At 72.0% G+C, this 14,863-nt stretch carries 13 protein-coding genes; 6 read left to right on the plus strand and 7 right to left on the minus strand.

What is annotated here, in order from left to right; all coding sequences use genetic code 11:
- Nucleotides 1–22 precede the first annotated feature (22 nt).
- A complete protein-coding gene (locus tag ABT023_RS02110) occupies nucleotides 23–1,774 on the minus strand; it encodes an acetyl/propionyl/methylcrotonyl-CoA carboxylase subunit alpha (protein ID WP_350880732.1) in 1,752 nt (583 codons plus the stop codon).
- Nucleotides 1,775–1,989: 215 nt separating this feature from the next.
- Between ABT023_RS02110 and ABT023_RS02115 the strand changes: the two genes are divergently transcribed.
- Complete coding sequence (locus ABT023_RS02115; RefSeq protein WP_350880734.1) at nucleotides 1,990–3,360, plus strand: MFS transporter; 1,371 nt, start codon at nucleotides 1,990–1,992, stop codon at nucleotides 3,358–3,360.
- Between the two features lie 21 nt (nucleotides 3,361–3,381).
- Here ABT023_RS02115 and ABT023_RS02120 read toward each other — a convergent pair whose 3' ends face one another.
- From ABT023_RS02120 to ABT023_RS02140, 5 genes are all read right to left on the minus strand, one after another.
- Nucleotides 3,382–4,032: an O-methyltransferase gene (locus tag ABT023_RS02120; RefSeq protein ID WP_350880736.1), complete on the minus strand. Its 651-nt coding sequence runs from the start codon at nucleotides 4,030–4,032 to the stop codon at nucleotides 3,382–3,384.
- 9 nt (nucleotides 4,033–4,041) lie between these two features.
- Complete coding sequence (locus ABT023_RS02125; RefSeq protein ID WP_502890573.1) at nucleotides 4,042–4,686, minus strand: Maf family protein; 645 nt, start codon at nucleotides 4,684–4,686, stop codon at nucleotides 4,042–4,044.
- A 199-nt stretch (nucleotides 4,687–4,885) separates the two neighbouring features.
- Nucleotides 4,886–5,998, minus strand: coding sequence for a type VII secretion-associated serine protease mycosin (gene mycP / locus ABT023_RS02130; RefSeq protein ID WP_350881123.1), 1,113 nt, complete (start codon nucleotides 5,996–5,998; stop codon nucleotides 4,886–4,888).
- Nucleotides 5,999–7,418: 1,420 nt separating this feature from the next.
- Nucleotides 7,419–7,880, minus strand: a complete 462-nt coding sequence (locus ABT023_RS02135; protein ID WP_350880740.1) for a hypothetical protein — start codon at nucleotides 7,878–7,880, stop codon at nucleotides 7,419–7,421.
- Nucleotides 7,881–7,968: 88 nt separating this feature from the next.
- Nucleotides 7,969–8,181 (minus strand): acyl-CoA carboxylase subunit epsilon, encoded by a 213-nt coding sequence (locus tag ABT023_RS02140; protein ID WP_350880742.1) that lies wholly within the window; start codon nucleotides 8,179–8,181, stop codon nucleotides 7,969–7,971.
- A 92-nt stretch (nucleotides 8,182–8,273) separates the two neighbouring features.
- Here ABT023_RS02140 and ABT023_RS02145 point away from each other — a divergent pair, with 92 nt between their 5' ends.
- From ABT023_RS02145 to ABT023_RS02165, 5 genes are all read left to right on the plus strand, one after another.
- The gene (locus tag ABT023_RS02145; RefSeq protein ID WP_350880744.1) at nucleotides 8,274–10,355 is read left to right on the plus strand and encodes a serine/threonine-protein kinase; all 2,082 of its coding nucleotides are present in this window, start codon (nucleotides 8,274–8,276) and stop codon (nucleotides 10,353–10,355) included.
- A gap of 122 nt (nucleotides 10,356–10,477) precedes the next feature.
- Nucleotides 10,478–10,720, plus strand: coding sequence for a hypothetical protein (locus tag ABT023_RS02150; protein WP_350880746.1), 243 nt, complete (start codon nucleotides 10,478–10,480; stop codon nucleotides 10,718–10,720).
- A gap of 129 nt (nucleotides 10,721–10,849) precedes the next feature.
- Nucleotides 10,850–11,593, plus strand: a complete 744-nt coding sequence (locus tag ABT023_RS02155; RefSeq protein ID WP_350880748.1) for a M50 family metallopeptidase — start codon at nucleotides 10,850–10,852, stop codon at nucleotides 11,591–11,593.
- Nucleotides 11,594–11,736: 143 nt separating this feature from the next.
- Nucleotides 11,737–12,237 carry a SigE family RNA polymerase sigma factor gene (locus ABT023_RS02160; RefSeq protein WP_350880750.1) on the plus strand — a complete coding sequence of 167 codons (501 nt, stop codon included), beginning with the start codon at nucleotides 11,737–11,739 and terminating at the stop codon, nucleotides 12,235–12,237.
- Nucleotides 12,230–13,147: a hypothetical protein gene (locus ABT023_RS02165; protein ID WP_350880751.1), complete on the plus strand. Its 918-nt coding sequence runs from the start codon at nucleotides 12,230–12,232 to the stop codon at nucleotides 13,145–13,147. Before ABT023_RS02160 ends, ABT023_RS02165 begins: the two co-directional genes overlap by 8 nt.
- Nucleotides 13,148–13,206: 59 nt before the next feature.
- On the opposite strand, the gene ABT023_RS02170 is transcribed toward ABT023_RS02165, so the two are convergent.
- Nucleotides 13,207–14,790: an acyl-CoA carboxylase subunit beta gene (locus ABT023_RS02170; protein ID WP_350880753.1), complete on the minus strand. Its 1,584-nt coding sequence runs from the start codon at nucleotides 14,788–14,790 to the stop codon at nucleotides 13,207–13,209.
- Between the last annotated feature and the right edge of the window lie 73 nt (nucleotides 14,791–14,863).

Below are 14,863 nucleotides of genomic sequence, written 5' to 3' on the forward strand. Positions count from 1 at the left end.
CCGCCCCCGCCCGGGGCGTGGGTCAGGCGATGGTGCAGATTGCCGCGCCGGCGGTGATGACGGCGCCGACCTCGGCCGCGAGGCCACCGACCGTCCCCGCCTTGTGGGCGTGCAGCGGCTGCTCCATCTTCATCGCCTCCAGCACCACGACCAGGTCACCCTCGGCGACGGTGTCACCGTCGGCGACCGCGATCTTGACGATGGTGCCCTGCATCGGGGAGGTGAGCGCGTCCCCGCTGACCGCCGCGCCGGCCTTGGCCCCGCCGCCCCGGCGGGCCGGCTTGCGCGCCGCGGGCGCGGCTGCGGTCGTACCCGCGCCGAGGCCGGCGGGGAGGCTCACCTCAAGCCGCTTGCCGCCGACCTCGACCACGACGGTCTCGCGCCCGGCCGGCGCCTCGGCGGGGCCGGCGGTGGCGGTGAACGGCGGGACGGTGTTGTCGAACTCGGTCTCGATCCACCGGGTGTGCACGCTGAACGGTTCGGCGGTGAACGCCTCGTCGCGCACCACGAGCCGGTGGAACGGCAGGGCGGTGGCCATCCCCTCGACGACCATCTCGTCCAGCACCCGCCGGGCCCGCTCCAGGGCCTCGGTGCGGGTCTCTCCGGTGACGATCACCTTGGCCAGCAGCGAGTCGAAGTTGCCGCCGATCACGTCGCCGGCCGAGATGCCGGTGTCCACCCGGACGCCCGGGCCGGTGGGCAGCCGCAGGGCGGTGACCGTGCCGGGGGCGGGCAGGAAGCTGCGGCCCGGGTCCTCGCCGTTGATCCGGAACTCGATGGAGTGCCCGCGCGGGGTCGGGTCCCCGGCCAACCGCAGCTTCTCGCCGTCGGCGATCCGGAACTGCTCGCGGACCAGGTCGATGCCGGCGGTCTCCTCCGTGACCGGATGCTCGACCTGGAGCCGGGTGTTGACCTCCAGGAACGAGATGGTGCCGTCCGCGCCGACCAGGTACTCCACGGTGCCGGCGCCCTGGTACCCGGCCTCCCGGCAGATCGCCTTGGCGCTCTCGTGGATCTGGGCGCGCTGGGCGTCGGTGAGGAACGGCGCGGGGGCCTCCTCGACCAGCTTCTGGTGCCGGCGCTGGAGCGAGCAGTCCCGGGTGCCCACGACGACCACGTTGCCGTGCTGGTCGGCGAGGACCTGCGCCTCGACGTGCCGGGGCTTGTCCAGGTACCGCTCGACGAAGCACTCACCCCGCCCGAATGCGGCGACCGCCTCCCGGGTGGCCGACTCGAAGAGCTGTGGGATCTCCTCCATCGTGCGGGCCACCTTGAGGCCGCGCCCGCCGCCGCCGAAGGCGGCCTTGATGGCGACCGGCAGGCCGTAATCGACGGCGAAGGCGATCACCTCGTCCGGTCCGCCGACCGGGTCGGGGGTGCCGGGGACCAGGGGAGCGCCGGCCCGCTGGGCGATGTGCCGGGCGGTGACCTTGTCGCCGAGGTCGCGGATCGCCTGCGGGGCCGGGCCGATCCAGGTCAGGCCCGCGTCGATGACGGCATGGGCGAAGTCGGCGTTCTCGGAGAGGAACCCGTACCCGGGGTGCACCGCGTCCGCGTCGGCCCGCGCGGCGATCTCGATCAACTTGTCGATCCGCAGGTACGTCTCGGCGGCGGTGTCGCCGCCGAGGGCGTACGCCTCGTCGGCCAGGGTGGCGTGCAGTGCGTCCCGGTCGGAGTCCGCGTAGACGGCGACGCTGCCCAGGCCGGCGTCGCGGCAGGCACGGATGACGCGGACGGCGATCTCGCCGCGGTTGGCGATGAGTACCTTGCGCACCTTGGTGGCTCCTCCCCGGAGGTTACTGACCGGGAGTTTATCGGCCGCCGTCGTCACCCTAACGATCGCTCAGTGTGGCATGCGGCACTGCCCGAACGTCGATAGTCAAACCTGTCCAATACGCTGCGCAAGCCGGCGCAGGATGGGCCGCTCCGCGAGGTGGCGACCGAACAGGTCGGTCGGGGCACCGGTCCGACGCGCGTAGCGTAAGGGCCGTGCCCCACCTCACCCATGACCGAACCACCTGGCTGGCCTACGCCCAACTGGCGTTGTGGGGCTTCTTCCTCTACGGCTTCGGCCCCGTCGTCCCGCTGCTGCGCGACGAGCAGGGCACCAGCGCCGCCGTCGCCGGCCTGCACAGCACCGCCATCGCCGTCGGCGCGCTCCTCGGCGGGGCGCTGTTCGCACCGGTCGCCCGCCGGATCGGCCGGGGCCGGGCGGCCTGGGTCGGCCTCGCCGGGGTGGCCGTCGGCGTCGCCGGGTTCGGCACCCTCCGGCCCCTGCCCGCGACCCTCGCCGCCGTCGTGGTGATCGCCACCTTCGGCATGATGGCGATCAGCGGGGTCAACGTCGTGCTCACCGCCCACCACGGCCCCACCGCGCCGGCCGCCCTCACCGAGGCCAACGCCGCCTGCGCCGGCATGGGCATCCTGGCGCCGCTGCTCATCGGGGCGACCGTCGACGCGGGGCTCGGCTGGCGGCCGGTGATGGCCGTCGAGGTCGGCCTGATCGCGTTGCTCGCCCTCGCCGCCCTGACCTTCCGGGTACGCCCACCCGCGGCACCGCAGGCCCTGTCGGTCGCCGCTGTATCGCCGGCCTCCGTCGCGTCTCCGGCCCCGCCGGTTCCCGCCGCGTCGCCGGAGCACGCGGTCCCCGCCGTCGCGTCCCGCGTCGGCGAACCGGCGGTCGCGCCGACCGGGGCGCCCGCCGGTGCGGAACGCGCGGGAGGCGGAGGGCTGCCCCGGCCGTACTGGATCGCCTGGGTCCTGATGGCGGTGACCGGCTCGATCGAGGTCTGCCTGTCGCTCTGGACTGCCGACGTGCTCCGCTCGCATGCGGGGTTGGGCGCCGGGGCGGCCTCGGCGGCGGTCGCCGCGATCGTCGGCGGGATGTTCCTCGGCCGGCTGGCCGGCGGCCGGGCCGCGCTGCGCTACCGGCCCGTGCCGCTGCTGCTGGTCGCGCTGGCCGTCTCGCTGACCGGGTTCGCCGTCTTCTGGGTCGCTTCGGTCGGCTGGCTGGCGGTGACCGGGCTCGTCGTGCTCGGCCTCGGCAACGCGCTGCACTACCCGCTGGCCATCTCGATCGCCCTGGCCGTCGCCGGGCCGGCCGCCGACAAGGCGGCCGGCTGGTCGTCGTACTCGATGGGGGTGGGCTTCGGGATCGCGCCGGTGGCGCTCGGGTGGGTGGCCGACGGCGTCGGCCCGCACCTGGCCTTCCTGCTGCTACCCGGGTTCATCGCGACGGCCGCGCTGCTCACCCTGCGGCTGGGCCGCGCGCTGCACCCGCACGACCATGATCGACATGACGATCGGCAGAACGGTGTCTCCCGCCGGGCACAGCCCGCGACATCCCGGACCTCGGTTTGATCAAGGACGGCCCGGAGGCGGTCAGTGCACCCGGGCGAGCGTCAGCCCGTCGGCGATCGGCAGCAGCACCGTCTCCACCCGGACATCGGCCATGATCTCGTCATTGAACGCGGCGATCGCCCGGTCATCGGCGTTCTGCGGGGCGAGCACCCGACCCCCGCGCAGCGTGTTGTCGACCGCGACGACGCCACCCGGACGCATCCGCGGCACCAGCTCCGCCCAGTAGACCGGGTACCCGGTCTTGTCCGCGTCGATGAACGCGAAGTCCAGGTGCCGGTCGTTCGGCAACTCGCGCAGCGTCTCCCCGGCCGGCCCGATGCGCAGCTCGATCCGGTCGGCCACGCCGGCGCGCGCCCAGTACCGCCGGGCGATGCCCGTGTACTCCTCGGAGATGTCGAAGCAGGTCAGCTGCCCGTCCTCGGGCAGCCCGCGGGCGATCGCCAGGGACGACAGTCCGGTGAAGGTGCCCACCTCCACCGCCCGCCGCGCCCCGAGCAGCCGGGTGAGGAAGGTCAGGAACGCCGCCTGCTCCGGCGCCACCCGCATTCCGGCCTGGGCCGGCAGCGCGGCGAGGGTCTCCTCGACCAGATCGCCCATCACCTCGTCCGGGGCCGAGCCGTGGGCCACGACGTACGCGTGCAGTTCCGGGGTCAGCGGTAGCGATTTGCTCATGGCTGGAAGCTAGCCGAGCGGCTCGACCGACTGGCCGCCGGGCGCGATCTTCGTCCACAGGTCGGTGATCTGCAGGTCCAGTTCGGCGAGGAGCCTGCGCAGCAGCGGCAGGGAGAGCCCGACCACCGTCCCCGGATCGCCGTCGATCCCGTCGAGGAAGGCCCCGCCCAGGCCGTCGATGGTGAACGCCCCGGCCACGGCGAGCGGCTCGCCCGTAGCGACGTAAGCGGCGATCTCGTCGTCGCTGACCTCGGCGAACCGGACGGTCGTCGAGGCGACCGCCTCTGCGCGCGTCTCGTGGACCACGTCGATCAGGCAGTGCCCGGTGTGCAGCACCCCGCTGCGCCCCCGCATCCGCTCCCAGCGCCCGACGGCGTCCGCCGCGTCGGCCGGCTTCCCGAGGATCTCGCCGTCGAAGGCGAGCAACGAGTCGCAGCCCAGGACCAGAGTCCGCTCGTCCGGGGACGGCCGCATCCGGCCGACGACCGCCTGCGCCTTGAGTCGGGCCAGCTCCAGGCACAGTTCCTCGGCGCTCTCGCTGACCACCTGGGACTCGTCGACCCCGCTCACCAGCACGTCGGGTTCGATCCCGGCGGCGTGGAGCAGCTTGCGGCGGGCGGGGCTCGCCGAGGCGAGCACGAGACGGAGCGACATCGAGTTCGGCACGAAGCCGACGCTACCGGCTACCCCCGCCCCGACACGTCGCGGCACCTGACCATTGGTTCTTTCGCCCCCGGGCCCGCCTCTGATCGACTCCGTCCAGTGACACCGGGTGTCCCAGTGCCCCGAATGCCGCCACTTCACGACGTGGAGTTGGCCAGAAGCGCCGGCCGGTCGGTCCGATGTCGGCCGCTCACCGGCTGATTCTTGGCGGCGGGTCCTCGCCACGGCGCCGCCGTCGGGCGACCAGCGCCCAGGCACCCCCGGCGGCCACGATCACGCCCAACGTGGCCAGTCCTCGGGCGGTCGCCCCGCCGTCGCCCCCGTCGTTGCCAGCCGGCTCCGCGACCGCCGTCGTGACCGGCCAGGACCCGGCCGGGGCATCCGCCGTCGCCGACCCGAAACCCACCGGGGGTACGTCTGCCGTCAGCGCCGCGACCAGGTCGATGACGCCGTAGCCGTACTCGTCGTCCCGGCCCGGCGGACCCTTGTCGACGGCGGTGGCGGTGAGCCGGTGGACGACTTCCGCAGCGGGGAGGTCGGGGTGCTTGGACCGAACCAACGCGGCGGCTCCTGCCACAATCGCAGTGGCGTCCGAAGTGCCAGTGCCCTTGCGGTACTTACCGTTGATACTGGTGCTGTAGATGTCAACAGCTGGTGCGACTAGGTCTACTTCAGGGCCGCTGACGGAGACATCGGCGTGGCGTCCACTGCGATCTATGCCACCGACTGCCAGTACGGCAGGTTCTCGAGCGGGGTAGCCCACGGACTGCTCTAAAGGTTCGTTTCCTGCGCCAGCTACCACCACAATGTCCGACGCTAGTGCTGTCCCGACTGCTTGATTGAGGCGAGGGCTTGTAGCGCCGCTGCTGGAAATGCTGATTATGTCGACATCTTGGGAGATTGCAAATTCAATCCCTTGGGCTAATTTGTCGGGATCTTCATCGCCTTTGGGGGTCGAAGTGAGGATTGGCAAGATCTTCGCGTGAGGGGAGACTCCGAGAGCGCCCGTTCGGTGTGGTTGACCATGGGCGGCAATGAGTCCTGCCATCCCCGTGCCATGGCTATTCCGGTCCTGCTGGCCCTTGCCGTTGCCTCCGGGAATGATGTCGGCCCCCGGGCGCAGATTCCTTCGGAGGTCGGGATGCGGATCCACCCCGGTGTCGGGTACAGCCACGACCACTCCGTCGCCCTGGCTGATCCGATGGGCCTCGATAGCTTTGAGAAAGCGGAGGTGCCATTGTTCGGCGCGTATCGATTTAGGGGCGTTGGAACTGGCTTCGCTTGGCGTTTCATCGACCACCATTAAAGCGGTAGCCGGTAGAAATAGCACTGCGATGGCTGGCCAGATGATTAGTCTTCTCACCGGCCAAATCCGATGGCCGGCCCTGGATCTATTGGCCCATCTTTGTCTGGTGGGCGAACGATTGGAGCCACTCCTTTTTTGGTTTCCCATGGATGACTTGGATCCCAGCGGTGACCTTCGGTTTCGACCTCTTCGGGATGTGAAGGTCGTCCTGCTCTTCCGCCGATACTCGAATTCGGATCGAGTGGTGATACCCCGTGAAGGCTGCCAAATTGGCCTGCCCGGCCCTGTCTGGGGCGAGAGCCGGCGGCGCCGCCAGGCGCTGTCCCGGCGCCGCCACCGCCTATGACGCCACCTATCGGGTTGACTCGACGAGATGGCGTGGTGCCGCCAGGTTGACCGAGCCCCGAAGATGGAATTCCGCCTATTAGTCCCGATGGTTGCGTAGGGCGAGCCGGAGTTGTGTGTGGAGTGCCGTCGCCGCCGGCAGTGGGCCGGGTGGTGGGCCCAAATGGACTGCGGGACAGCGGCGTGCTGGGGCGTTCCGTCTTGACATTAGCAGGAAGAATCGGGGGCAAGGCAGCGCCCAAGGCGCTCGCCGAAGGGGCTGTGATAGTCCCTGAGATGCTTGGCTTGGCTGAAGGTGGTGATCGGTCGGCTCCGGTTCCGCCGAGGACGGGTCCTGTGCTCGGTGCTGTTGGCGCGGATGCAGGGGGCGTTGAAACAGTAGAACGTTTCACCAAAGAGCCGCTGTTGGATGCCGATATGGGTACTGGCACAATTGGCGGAATGACGGGAGCTGAAGGCGTGCTCGTACTTAAGACCGAAGAATCTCCATCGTCGATTCGAGGTCGGATCACCGGTGGTCTTTGGAGCATTACCTGGGCCTGTTGGAGTTCGCCGCTGAGGCCGTACATCAGGGTCCGAGCCTGGGCGTTGAGTCGTTCCAGGTCGACGTCGGTCACCGGCTTGTCCGGCACCCGGCTGCCCATCGCCGCCTTCGGGTCCGCCAATGTCGCCTCGTACGTCCGCTTCTGCTGGAGCTTGGTCACGTACTCGTCGTGGAGGGGCTTCAGTTCGACGCGGGCGCTGCTGATCGCGCGGGTGGCCGCGGCGAGGGCGTCGTAGTTCGCGGCGGCCGTGTCGTGGGTGCGCCGCACCTTGTCGATGAGGCCGTCGAGTTCACCCAGGTAGGCCCGGGCGGCGGCGTTGGTCGCCGGTGGCCACGCCTCGGCCAGGCCGCGCCGGTACTCCTTCAGTCGGCCCAGGTGGGCCTGCGCGAGGTCGCAGACCTTACGCCAGCCGGCGACCTGCTTCCAGTGCCCGGCGGTGTCATGGTCCTGGATGCAGGCCCACATGCTGAGCAGGTCCATCAGCAGCCACTGGGTGAGGCCGGACGTCCGGCCGCTGCCTCGCTCGATCACGGCAGCATCACGCGCCCCGACCCGCTGTCGGGGCCTGTCGGGTCGGGCAGGGTCGGTGTGGAGCGGGTCGGGACGCTGACGCCGGGGTCGGCCAGGGCGCGCTCGACGTCGGAGACGCGGGCGGCGGAGAAGGCATCGGCGTCGGCGTACTTCATGGCGATCCTGCCGGCTGCGGTGGCCAGGCGGCCGGTGGCGCCGCCGACGGACCAGATCATTGTGGCCGTGGCCTGCTGGGTCTCGTTGTGGGCCTGGAGGAACTGCACCAGTTCCACGAAGGCGTCGGCGGGGTTGGGGATCTTCGCCTTCATGTCGTCCGCGATGTACGACAGGTGGGGCGTGTAGTTCCGCTCCACCTCGGCCTGGAGCCTGTCGGCGAAGTCGCGTAGCTGGCGGATGTCGGCCTCAATGCCCCCGTAGTCGCTCATCCAGGGCGCGGGGCGGTCCTCCTCGGGGATCATCGGCCCTCCCTAACCTGTCACGGCACCGTGTCCCTGAGTGAGGTTAACGGGTGTCAGTGACGTCCGGCAGTCCCGTACGCGCCTCGCGTCAGTGGGGCAGGCCGGAGGCGCGCCACGCGCCGGGGCCGGCGGCGGGCGTCGCTGCGGCCGGTCGGCTGCTGCGGGTCCAGACCGAGGCGGCGGCCGGTCCGGCTGCGGCGACGGGGCGGGTCCGGGAGACAACCGCGCCGACCAGGGCGGCCAGTTCCTCGGCCGTCGGCACGCCCCGGGTGACCCGCAACAGCGGCTCTTCGGCAGACATGGGCTCAGCGTACGCGTCGCGAACTTGACCTTCGCCGCACTGTGGCGTGCCGGCGGTGTAAGGCGAGCCGCCGCCGGGTACCGTCTCCTGCGATGTCGAACCCGCTTCCCCAACTCGTCGCCGACCGGTACCGGCTCATCTCGCCGCTCGGCCAGGGTGGCATGGGTCGGGTGTGGAAGGCGCGCGACGAGGTGCTGCACCGGGACGTGGCGATCAAGGAATTGGTCCCGCCGCCCAGCCTCACCGCCGACGAGCGCCGCGAGATGCGCGAACGCTCGCTGCGGGAGGCCCGCGCGATCGCGCGGCTCAACCACGTCAACGTGGTCCGCATCTTCGACGTGCTGCGTACCGACGGCGATCCGTGGATCGTCATGGAGTACGTCCCGTCGAAGTCCCTTCAGGACATTCTCGCCGAGGACGGGCCGGTGCCGCTGGCCAAGGCGATCGATGTCGGCCTCGGTGTGCTCGGCGCGCTGAACGCGGCGCACAAGGCCGGCGTCATGCACCGCGACGTCAAGCCCGGCAACGTGCTGATCGGCGACGACGGCCGGGTGGTGCTGACCGATTTCGGGCTGGCCACCATCCCCGGCGACCCGAACGTGACGCGGACCGGCATGGTGCTCGGCTCCCCGGCGTACATCGCCCCGGAGCGGGCGAGGGACGGCACCGCCGGGCCGGAGGCCGACCTGTGGTCGCTGGGCGCGACGCTCTACGCGGCGGTCGAGGGCAAGTCGCCGTACGCCCGGCCGTCGGCGATCGGGACCCTGGCCGCGCTCGCCACGGAGCCGATGCCGCCGCCGAAGAACGCCGGCCCGCTCAAGGCGGTGCTGACCGGCCTGCTGCGTAAGGACCCGGCCGAGCGGATGGACGCGGTGGCTGCGGAGCGGCTGCTGCGTCGGGCCGCCGGCCGCCGGGCGAAGGGCATCTCGCTGCTCGACGGCGTACGCCGCCCGGGGCCGAACGGCCCGCGCGAGCCGCGCCGGACCGTGGTGCCGGCCCCGCGCCCGGCCGAGCAGGACACGGAGCGGACGGTCACCCCGCCCACGCCGCGTACCCCGGGGTTCGCCGCTGCCGCGGCGGCCGGTGCGGGGGCGGCCGGCGCGAGCGGCGGCGACCCGACCGCGAAGGTCCCCGCCGGCGCGGACGCCGATCCGACCGCGAAGGTCGACCGGACGACGCAGCCCACCGACGCGGATCCGACCGCGAAGGTCACCGAACCGGGTCCGGTCTTCGACCAGCCGGCGACGGCTGCCGGCGCGGGAGGGGCGACCGCTGACCCGACGGCCAAGCTGTCCGAGCCGACCGCGAAGCTGTCCGAGCCGGAGACCGCGCGGAGCGGTGCCGTCGATGACACGCGCGTCGAGCCGGCCGCCGACGCGCCGGTCTCGCTGCCCGTCCCGCCCCGTGAGCGGGCCACGTCCGTGCTGTCGGCCCCGGTGAGCCCTCCGCCGGTCTCGTCGGGCCGGGCCGCCGTCGTCGCGGGCGTCAAGCCCGATCACCGACGGCGCAACCTGCTGATCGGCGCGTTGGTCGCGGTGCTGCTGATCGGGCTGCTGGTGGTGGTGGTGGTCCCGCTGCTCGGCAACGACGACGACCCGGAGAAGGGCGGCGGCCCGCAGGCCGGTGCCACGAGCGCCGCCTCCGTCGCCCCGTCGGCGCCGGTGACCTCGGCGCCCGCGCCGTCGCCGACGAGCGCCGCCCCGCCGACGCCGAGCCCGACCGGGCTGGTGCTGCCCGACGGGTGGACCCTGCACAAGGATCCGACCGGCTTCAGCATGCCGCTGCCGAAGGGCTGGCGGCGCAGCTCGGGCAGCACGTGGGTGCAGTTCCGGGAGCCGAACGGGGTCCGTGAGGTGACCATCGACCGGACCGACAGGCCCCAGAGCGACGCCGCCGCGGCGTGGCGGGCCATCGAGGGCGGCCGGAGGACGAGAGTCAACAACTACCAGAACCTCGGCATCCGCACCGTCCCGGGCTTCTGGAAGACCTGCGCGGACTGGGAGTGGCTGGAGACCCGGGACAACACCCGCATCCACGTCCGCAACCGCGGCTTCGTGACGGCCAAGAACCGCGGGTACGCCATCCGCTGGGAGGTCGCCGCCTCCGAGTGGGCGGCCAACCTCGACGAGTTCGATCTGATCGCGAAGAACTTCGAGCCCGATCGTAAGGACTGACCGGCGGTTGTGGGCGGCGGAACACCGCCGCGTCGCGGCGGGATTCCCGTCCGCGCGAGATTGACTTGCATGACCTTCCGTCGCACGGGGTACATGACCTCCACGACGGAAGGAGGTACGACATGGGACACCGAATCAGGGACACTCGGCCCCGGCTGGCACTGTGGATGCTCGTCGCCCTCGGCGACGTGGTGCTGCTGCTGGTGAGCGCAGGTCTTCCGGTGCTGTTCGCGCTGCTCAGCGTCGTGACCGTAACCGTCGCCGGGGTGGCCGCCTGGCGAATGACCCGGCGGGGTGCGCCGGCCCGGCAGGACGGGATTCACGCCCCGGTCGCGGCACCGGTCGGGTCGCGGCGGAGGGCGTGACGCCGGTCGCCCGGGCGACGAAGCGGCGGTAGGCCGGTCCGACTGCCGGTGCACTGGGTTTCACCAGCCACGGCTGAGAAGCCGGCGCGGCGTGGCCGGGTCGGGTCGGGGCCGGTAGGCTCGCGCCCCATGGTGTCGATCGACGGGCTGGGCACGCTCTGGGACCGGCTGTTCACCGCGCAGCCCGACCCGCCGCCGCTGCTCGTCCTCGTCACCGCCGCGGTGGCGCTGACGGTGGTGTCCACCCGGCTGCCCTGGCGGATCGCCCGCAACGCCGTCACCATCGCCCACGAGGGCGGGCACGCCCTTGCGGCCCTGCTCACCGGCCGCCGGCTGCACGGCGTCCGGCTGCACTCGGACACCTCCGGCCTGACCCTCTCGGCGGGCCGGCCGACCGGGCCCGGCATGATCCTCACCCTGCTCGCCGGGTACGTCGCCCCGTCGCTGATCGGCCTCGCCGGCGCCTGGCTGCTGGGCGGCAACCGGATCACCCTGCTGCTCTGGGTGGCCGTGGCGCTGCTGCTGGCCATGCTGGTCATGGTCCGCAACGTCTTCGGGGCGCTGTCGCTGCTGGTCACCGGCGGGGTGGTGCTCGCCGTGTCCTGGTACGCCTCCCCGCAGGTCCAGGCCGCCTTTGCCTGGACCTGCGTCTGGTTCCTGCTCCTCGGCGGCGTACGGCCGGTGGTCGAACTCCAGCGGCTGCGCTCCCGGGGCCGGATGCCGGAGTCCGACGCCGACCAGCTCGCCCGGCTCACCCCGTTCCCGCCGCTGTTCTGGGTGGCGGTGTTCGCGCTGGTCAACCTGCTGGCCCTGGTCGTCGGCGCGGCGCTGCTGGCCGGCCCGATCCTCACCGACGCCGGCCTGACCGTCTGACCCGCTGACCGGCCGACCGCCCAACCGCCCGCCCACCGAAAGGCCCGGCCGGCGGGACGGCCGGCAAACCCGGTCGGCTGATCCGGCAACCGCGCCACCCGGCCCGTGCGTGTCCACTGCGACCGACACGGGGGAGGTGGCAGGTGCCGGACGTCGACGGGTTCGACGAGTTCTACCGGGGTAGCCGGCAGCGGCTGCTCGGCTTCGTCTTCGCGCTCACGGGCAATCTCGCCGAGGCGCAGGACGCGGTGCAGGAGGCGTACATCCGGGCATGGCAGCGCTGGTCCACGGTGCGCGGCTACGACGACCCGGAGGCGTGGGTCCGGGTCGTCGCCTCCCGGATCGCGGTCAGCCGCTGGCGGAGCCTGCGCAGCCGGGCCCGGGCGTACCTGCGGCACGGTGCCGACGACGCCACGCCCGCGCCGAGCACCGACACCGTCGCGGTGGTGGCCGCGCTGCGCCGGCTCCCCGAGGAGCAGCGCACCGCCCTCGCCCTGTACTACCTGCTCGGCATGCCGGTCGCCGAGGTGGCGCGGGAGACCGCGGCCCCGGTCGGCACGGTGAAGGCCCGACTCTCCCGGGGGCGGGCCGCGCTCGCCGGGCTGCTCGCCGTCTCTGACCTGGAGGAGGCCACCGATGCGTGACGACCTGACGTTCGCCGAACGGGTACACCGGGAACTGCGGGAAGTCCGCTGGCCCGAGCCGGCGGAGATCCGGGCCCGGGCCCGCCGCCGCAGCCGGCGTACGGCGGTGGCGGCGGCGATCGCCGTGCTGGCCGTCGTCTCGGGCTCCGCCGTGGCGGTCGGCGACCGGGACGGCGCGGTCGTGCCGTTGGCGTCCTGGGCCGAGCGGCGGCTGTCCCAGCCGGAGCCGGAGCCGTCCGGGCAGGCCGAGATCCCGCAGGAGGCGCTGTTGGAGCCGGCCGACGTCGGCGTGCGGAGCAACGTGCGCCTGGGGGACACGGGGCTGGGGGAACAGGTCCAGGTGGACCCGCTGCTGGAGATCTGCGCCGACGGCAGGGGACTGTCGGGGCAGCGGACCGTGTCCCGCTACTCCCGCTCGCAGAGCCTGCTGCAGAAGGACACGCACGGTCAGACCTGGTCGTCGGGTGGCCTCGTGCTCACCCAGGACGTCTACCGACTCGCCCCCGGGGCGTCCGCCCGGTTCTTCACCGGGCTGGACCGCATCGTGACCGCCTGCGCCGGCTGGACCGAGGTGGGACCCAGGCCGTGGGGCCGGGGCATCGTCACGGCCTCCGTGGCGCACACCTGGCGGGCGGTCGAGCGCGACTTCGCCGGCGACGAGGCGGTCCTGCTGCGGCACGCCCTGTCGCAGCCCGTGGACGTGGCGACGGGAAAGCCCCTGGACGTGCGGTTCCCCTCGGAGAGCCGGATGGTCGTCCGGGTCGGGGACCTGGTCACCGTCATCGTGCCGGCGTCCGAGCTGGGCGTCGACGGGCCGAACATCGTCGGCTCCACGAGCGACGCGAAGCTGCTCGAACTGGGTCGTAGCGCCGCCCGGCGGCTGTGCGTCGCCGCCAACCCGTCCTGCTGAGGCCGGCGTCGGCCGGGGCTCCTGCCGGGGGTACGCCCGGCAGGAGCCCCGTCACCCGGCTACAGCGGGATGTTGCCGTGCTTCTTCGGCGGGAGCGTCTCGCGCTTGGTGCGCAGCACTCGAAGCGCGCGGACGATCTGGGTGCGCGTCTCGTGCGGCGAGATCACCGAGTCGATGTACCCACGCTCGGCGGCGATGTACGGGTTGGCCAGCGTGTCCTCGTAGTCGGCGATCTTCTCGGCCCGCACGGCGGCGGGGTCGTCGGCCTTCGCCAGCTCCGAGCGGTACAGGATGTTCACCGCGCCCTGCGCGCCCATCACCGCGATCTGCGCGGTCGGCCAGGCGAAGTTCAGGTCCGCGCCGAGGTGCTTGGAGCCCATCACGTCGTACGCCCCGCCGTACGCCTTGCGGGTGATCACGGTGACCTTCGGGACGGTGGCCTCGGCGTACGCGTAGATCAGCTTGGCGCCCCGGCGGATGATGCCGTCCCACTCCTGACCGGTGCCGGGCAGGAACCCGGGGACGTCCACGAAGGTCAGCACCGGGACGTTGAACGCGTCGCAGGTGCGCACGAACCGGGCGGCCTTCTCCGACGCGGCGATGTCGAGGGTGCCGGCGAAGTGCATCGGCTGGTTGGCCACCACGCCGACCGGGCGGCCCTCGACCCGGCCGAAGCCGACGACGAGGTTCTGCGCGTAGAGCGGCTGGACCTCCAGGAACTCGCCGTCGTCGAGGACGTGCTCGATAACCCGGTGCATGTCGTACGGCTGGTTGGCCGAGTCGGGGATCAGGGTGTCCAGCTCACGGTCGGAGTCCGTGACCGTCAGGTCGGCCGGGGCCTCGAACACCGGCGGCTCGTCCAGGTTGTTCGACGGCAGGTACGACAGCAGCGCCTTGACGTACTCGACCGCGTCCTCCTCGTCCGCGCCGAGGTAGTGCGCGTTGCCGCTGCGCGAGTTGTGCGTCCGCGCGCCGCCCAGCTCCTCCATCGCCACGTCCTCGCCGGTGACCGTCTTGATCACGTCCGGGCCGGTGATGAACATGTGCGAGGTCTGGTCGACCATCACGGTGAAGTCGGTGACCGCCGGGGAGTACACCGCGCCGCCCGCGCACGGCCCCATGATCAGGGAGACCTGCGGGATGACGCCGCTGGCCCGCACGTTGCGGAAGAAGATCTCGCCGTAGAGGCCGAGCGAGGCGACACCCTCCTGGATCCGGGCCCCGCCGGAGTCGTTGATACCGACCACCGGGCAGCCGATCTTCATGGCCAGGTCCATCACCTTGACGATCTTTTCGCCGAAGACCTCGCCGAGGGAACCGCCGAAGACCGTGAAGTCCTGGGAGAAGACGCAGACCTGCCGGCCGTCGACCGTGCCGTATCCGGTGATCACCCCGTCGCCGTACGGGCGGGTCCGCTCCAGGCCGAAGTTGGTGGACCGGTGCCGGGCGAACTCGTCCAGCTCGACGAAGGAGCCCTCGTCGAGCAGCAGCTCAATCCGTTCCCGGGCGGTCTTCTTGCCCCGCGCGTGCTGCTTCTCGACCGCCCGCGCCGACCCGGCGTGCACCGCCTCGTCGACCCGTCGCTCCAGGTCCGCCAGCTTGCCGGCGGTGCTGTGGATGTTGATCCCGGTCTCGGTAGTCACCCAGGGAATATAACGATGGTTCAGGTCGGCGCGGTGTGCAGTGCGCCTCAGCACGGGCTCCGCCGACGGGCCC

The organism is Micromonospora sp. NPDC002296, from assembly GCF_040296145.1.
Classification (GTDB): domain Bacteria; phylum Actinomycetota; class Actinomycetes; order Mycobacteriales; family Micromonosporaceae; genus Micromonospora.

Excerpts from the sequence above, each read along its gene's own strand:
- ABT023_RS02120 (WP_350880736.1), bottom strand. The coding sequence starts at position 4,032 with ATGAGCAAATCGCTACCGCTGACCCCGGAACTGCACGCGTACGTCGTG.
- ABT023_RS02125 (WP_502890573.1), bottom strand. The coding sequence starts at position 4,686 with ATGTCGCTCCGTCTCGTGCTCGCCTCGGCGAGCCCCGCCCGCCGCAAG.
- mycP (WP_350881123.1), bottom strand. The coding sequence starts at position 5,998 with ATGGTGGTCGATGAAACGCCAAGCGAAGCCAGTTCCAACGCCCCTAAA.
- ABT023_RS02135 (WP_350880740.1), bottom strand. The coding sequence starts at position 7,880 with ATGATCCCCGAGGAGGACCGCCCCGCGCCCTGGATGAGCGACTACGGG.
- ABT023_RS02140 (WP_350880742.1), bottom strand. The coding sequence starts at position 8,181 with ATGTCTGCCGAAGAGCCGCTGTTGCGGGTCACCCGGGGCGTGCCGACG.
- ABT023_RS02145 (WP_350880744.1), top strand. The coding sequence starts at position 8,274 with ATGTCGAACCCGCTTCCCCAACTCGTCGCCGACCGGTACCGGCTCATC.
- ABT023_RS02150 (WP_350880746.1), top strand. The coding sequence starts at position 10,478 with ATGGGACACCGAATCAGGGACACTCGGCCCCGGCTGGCACTGTGGATG.
- ABT023_RS02155 (WP_350880748.1), top strand. The coding sequence starts at position 10,850 with ATGGTGTCGATCGACGGGCTGGGCACGCTCTGGGACCGGCTGTTCACC.
- ABT023_RS02165 (WP_350880751.1), top strand. The coding sequence starts at position 12,230 with ATGCGTGACGACCTGACGTTCGCCGAACGGGTACACCGGGAACTGCGG.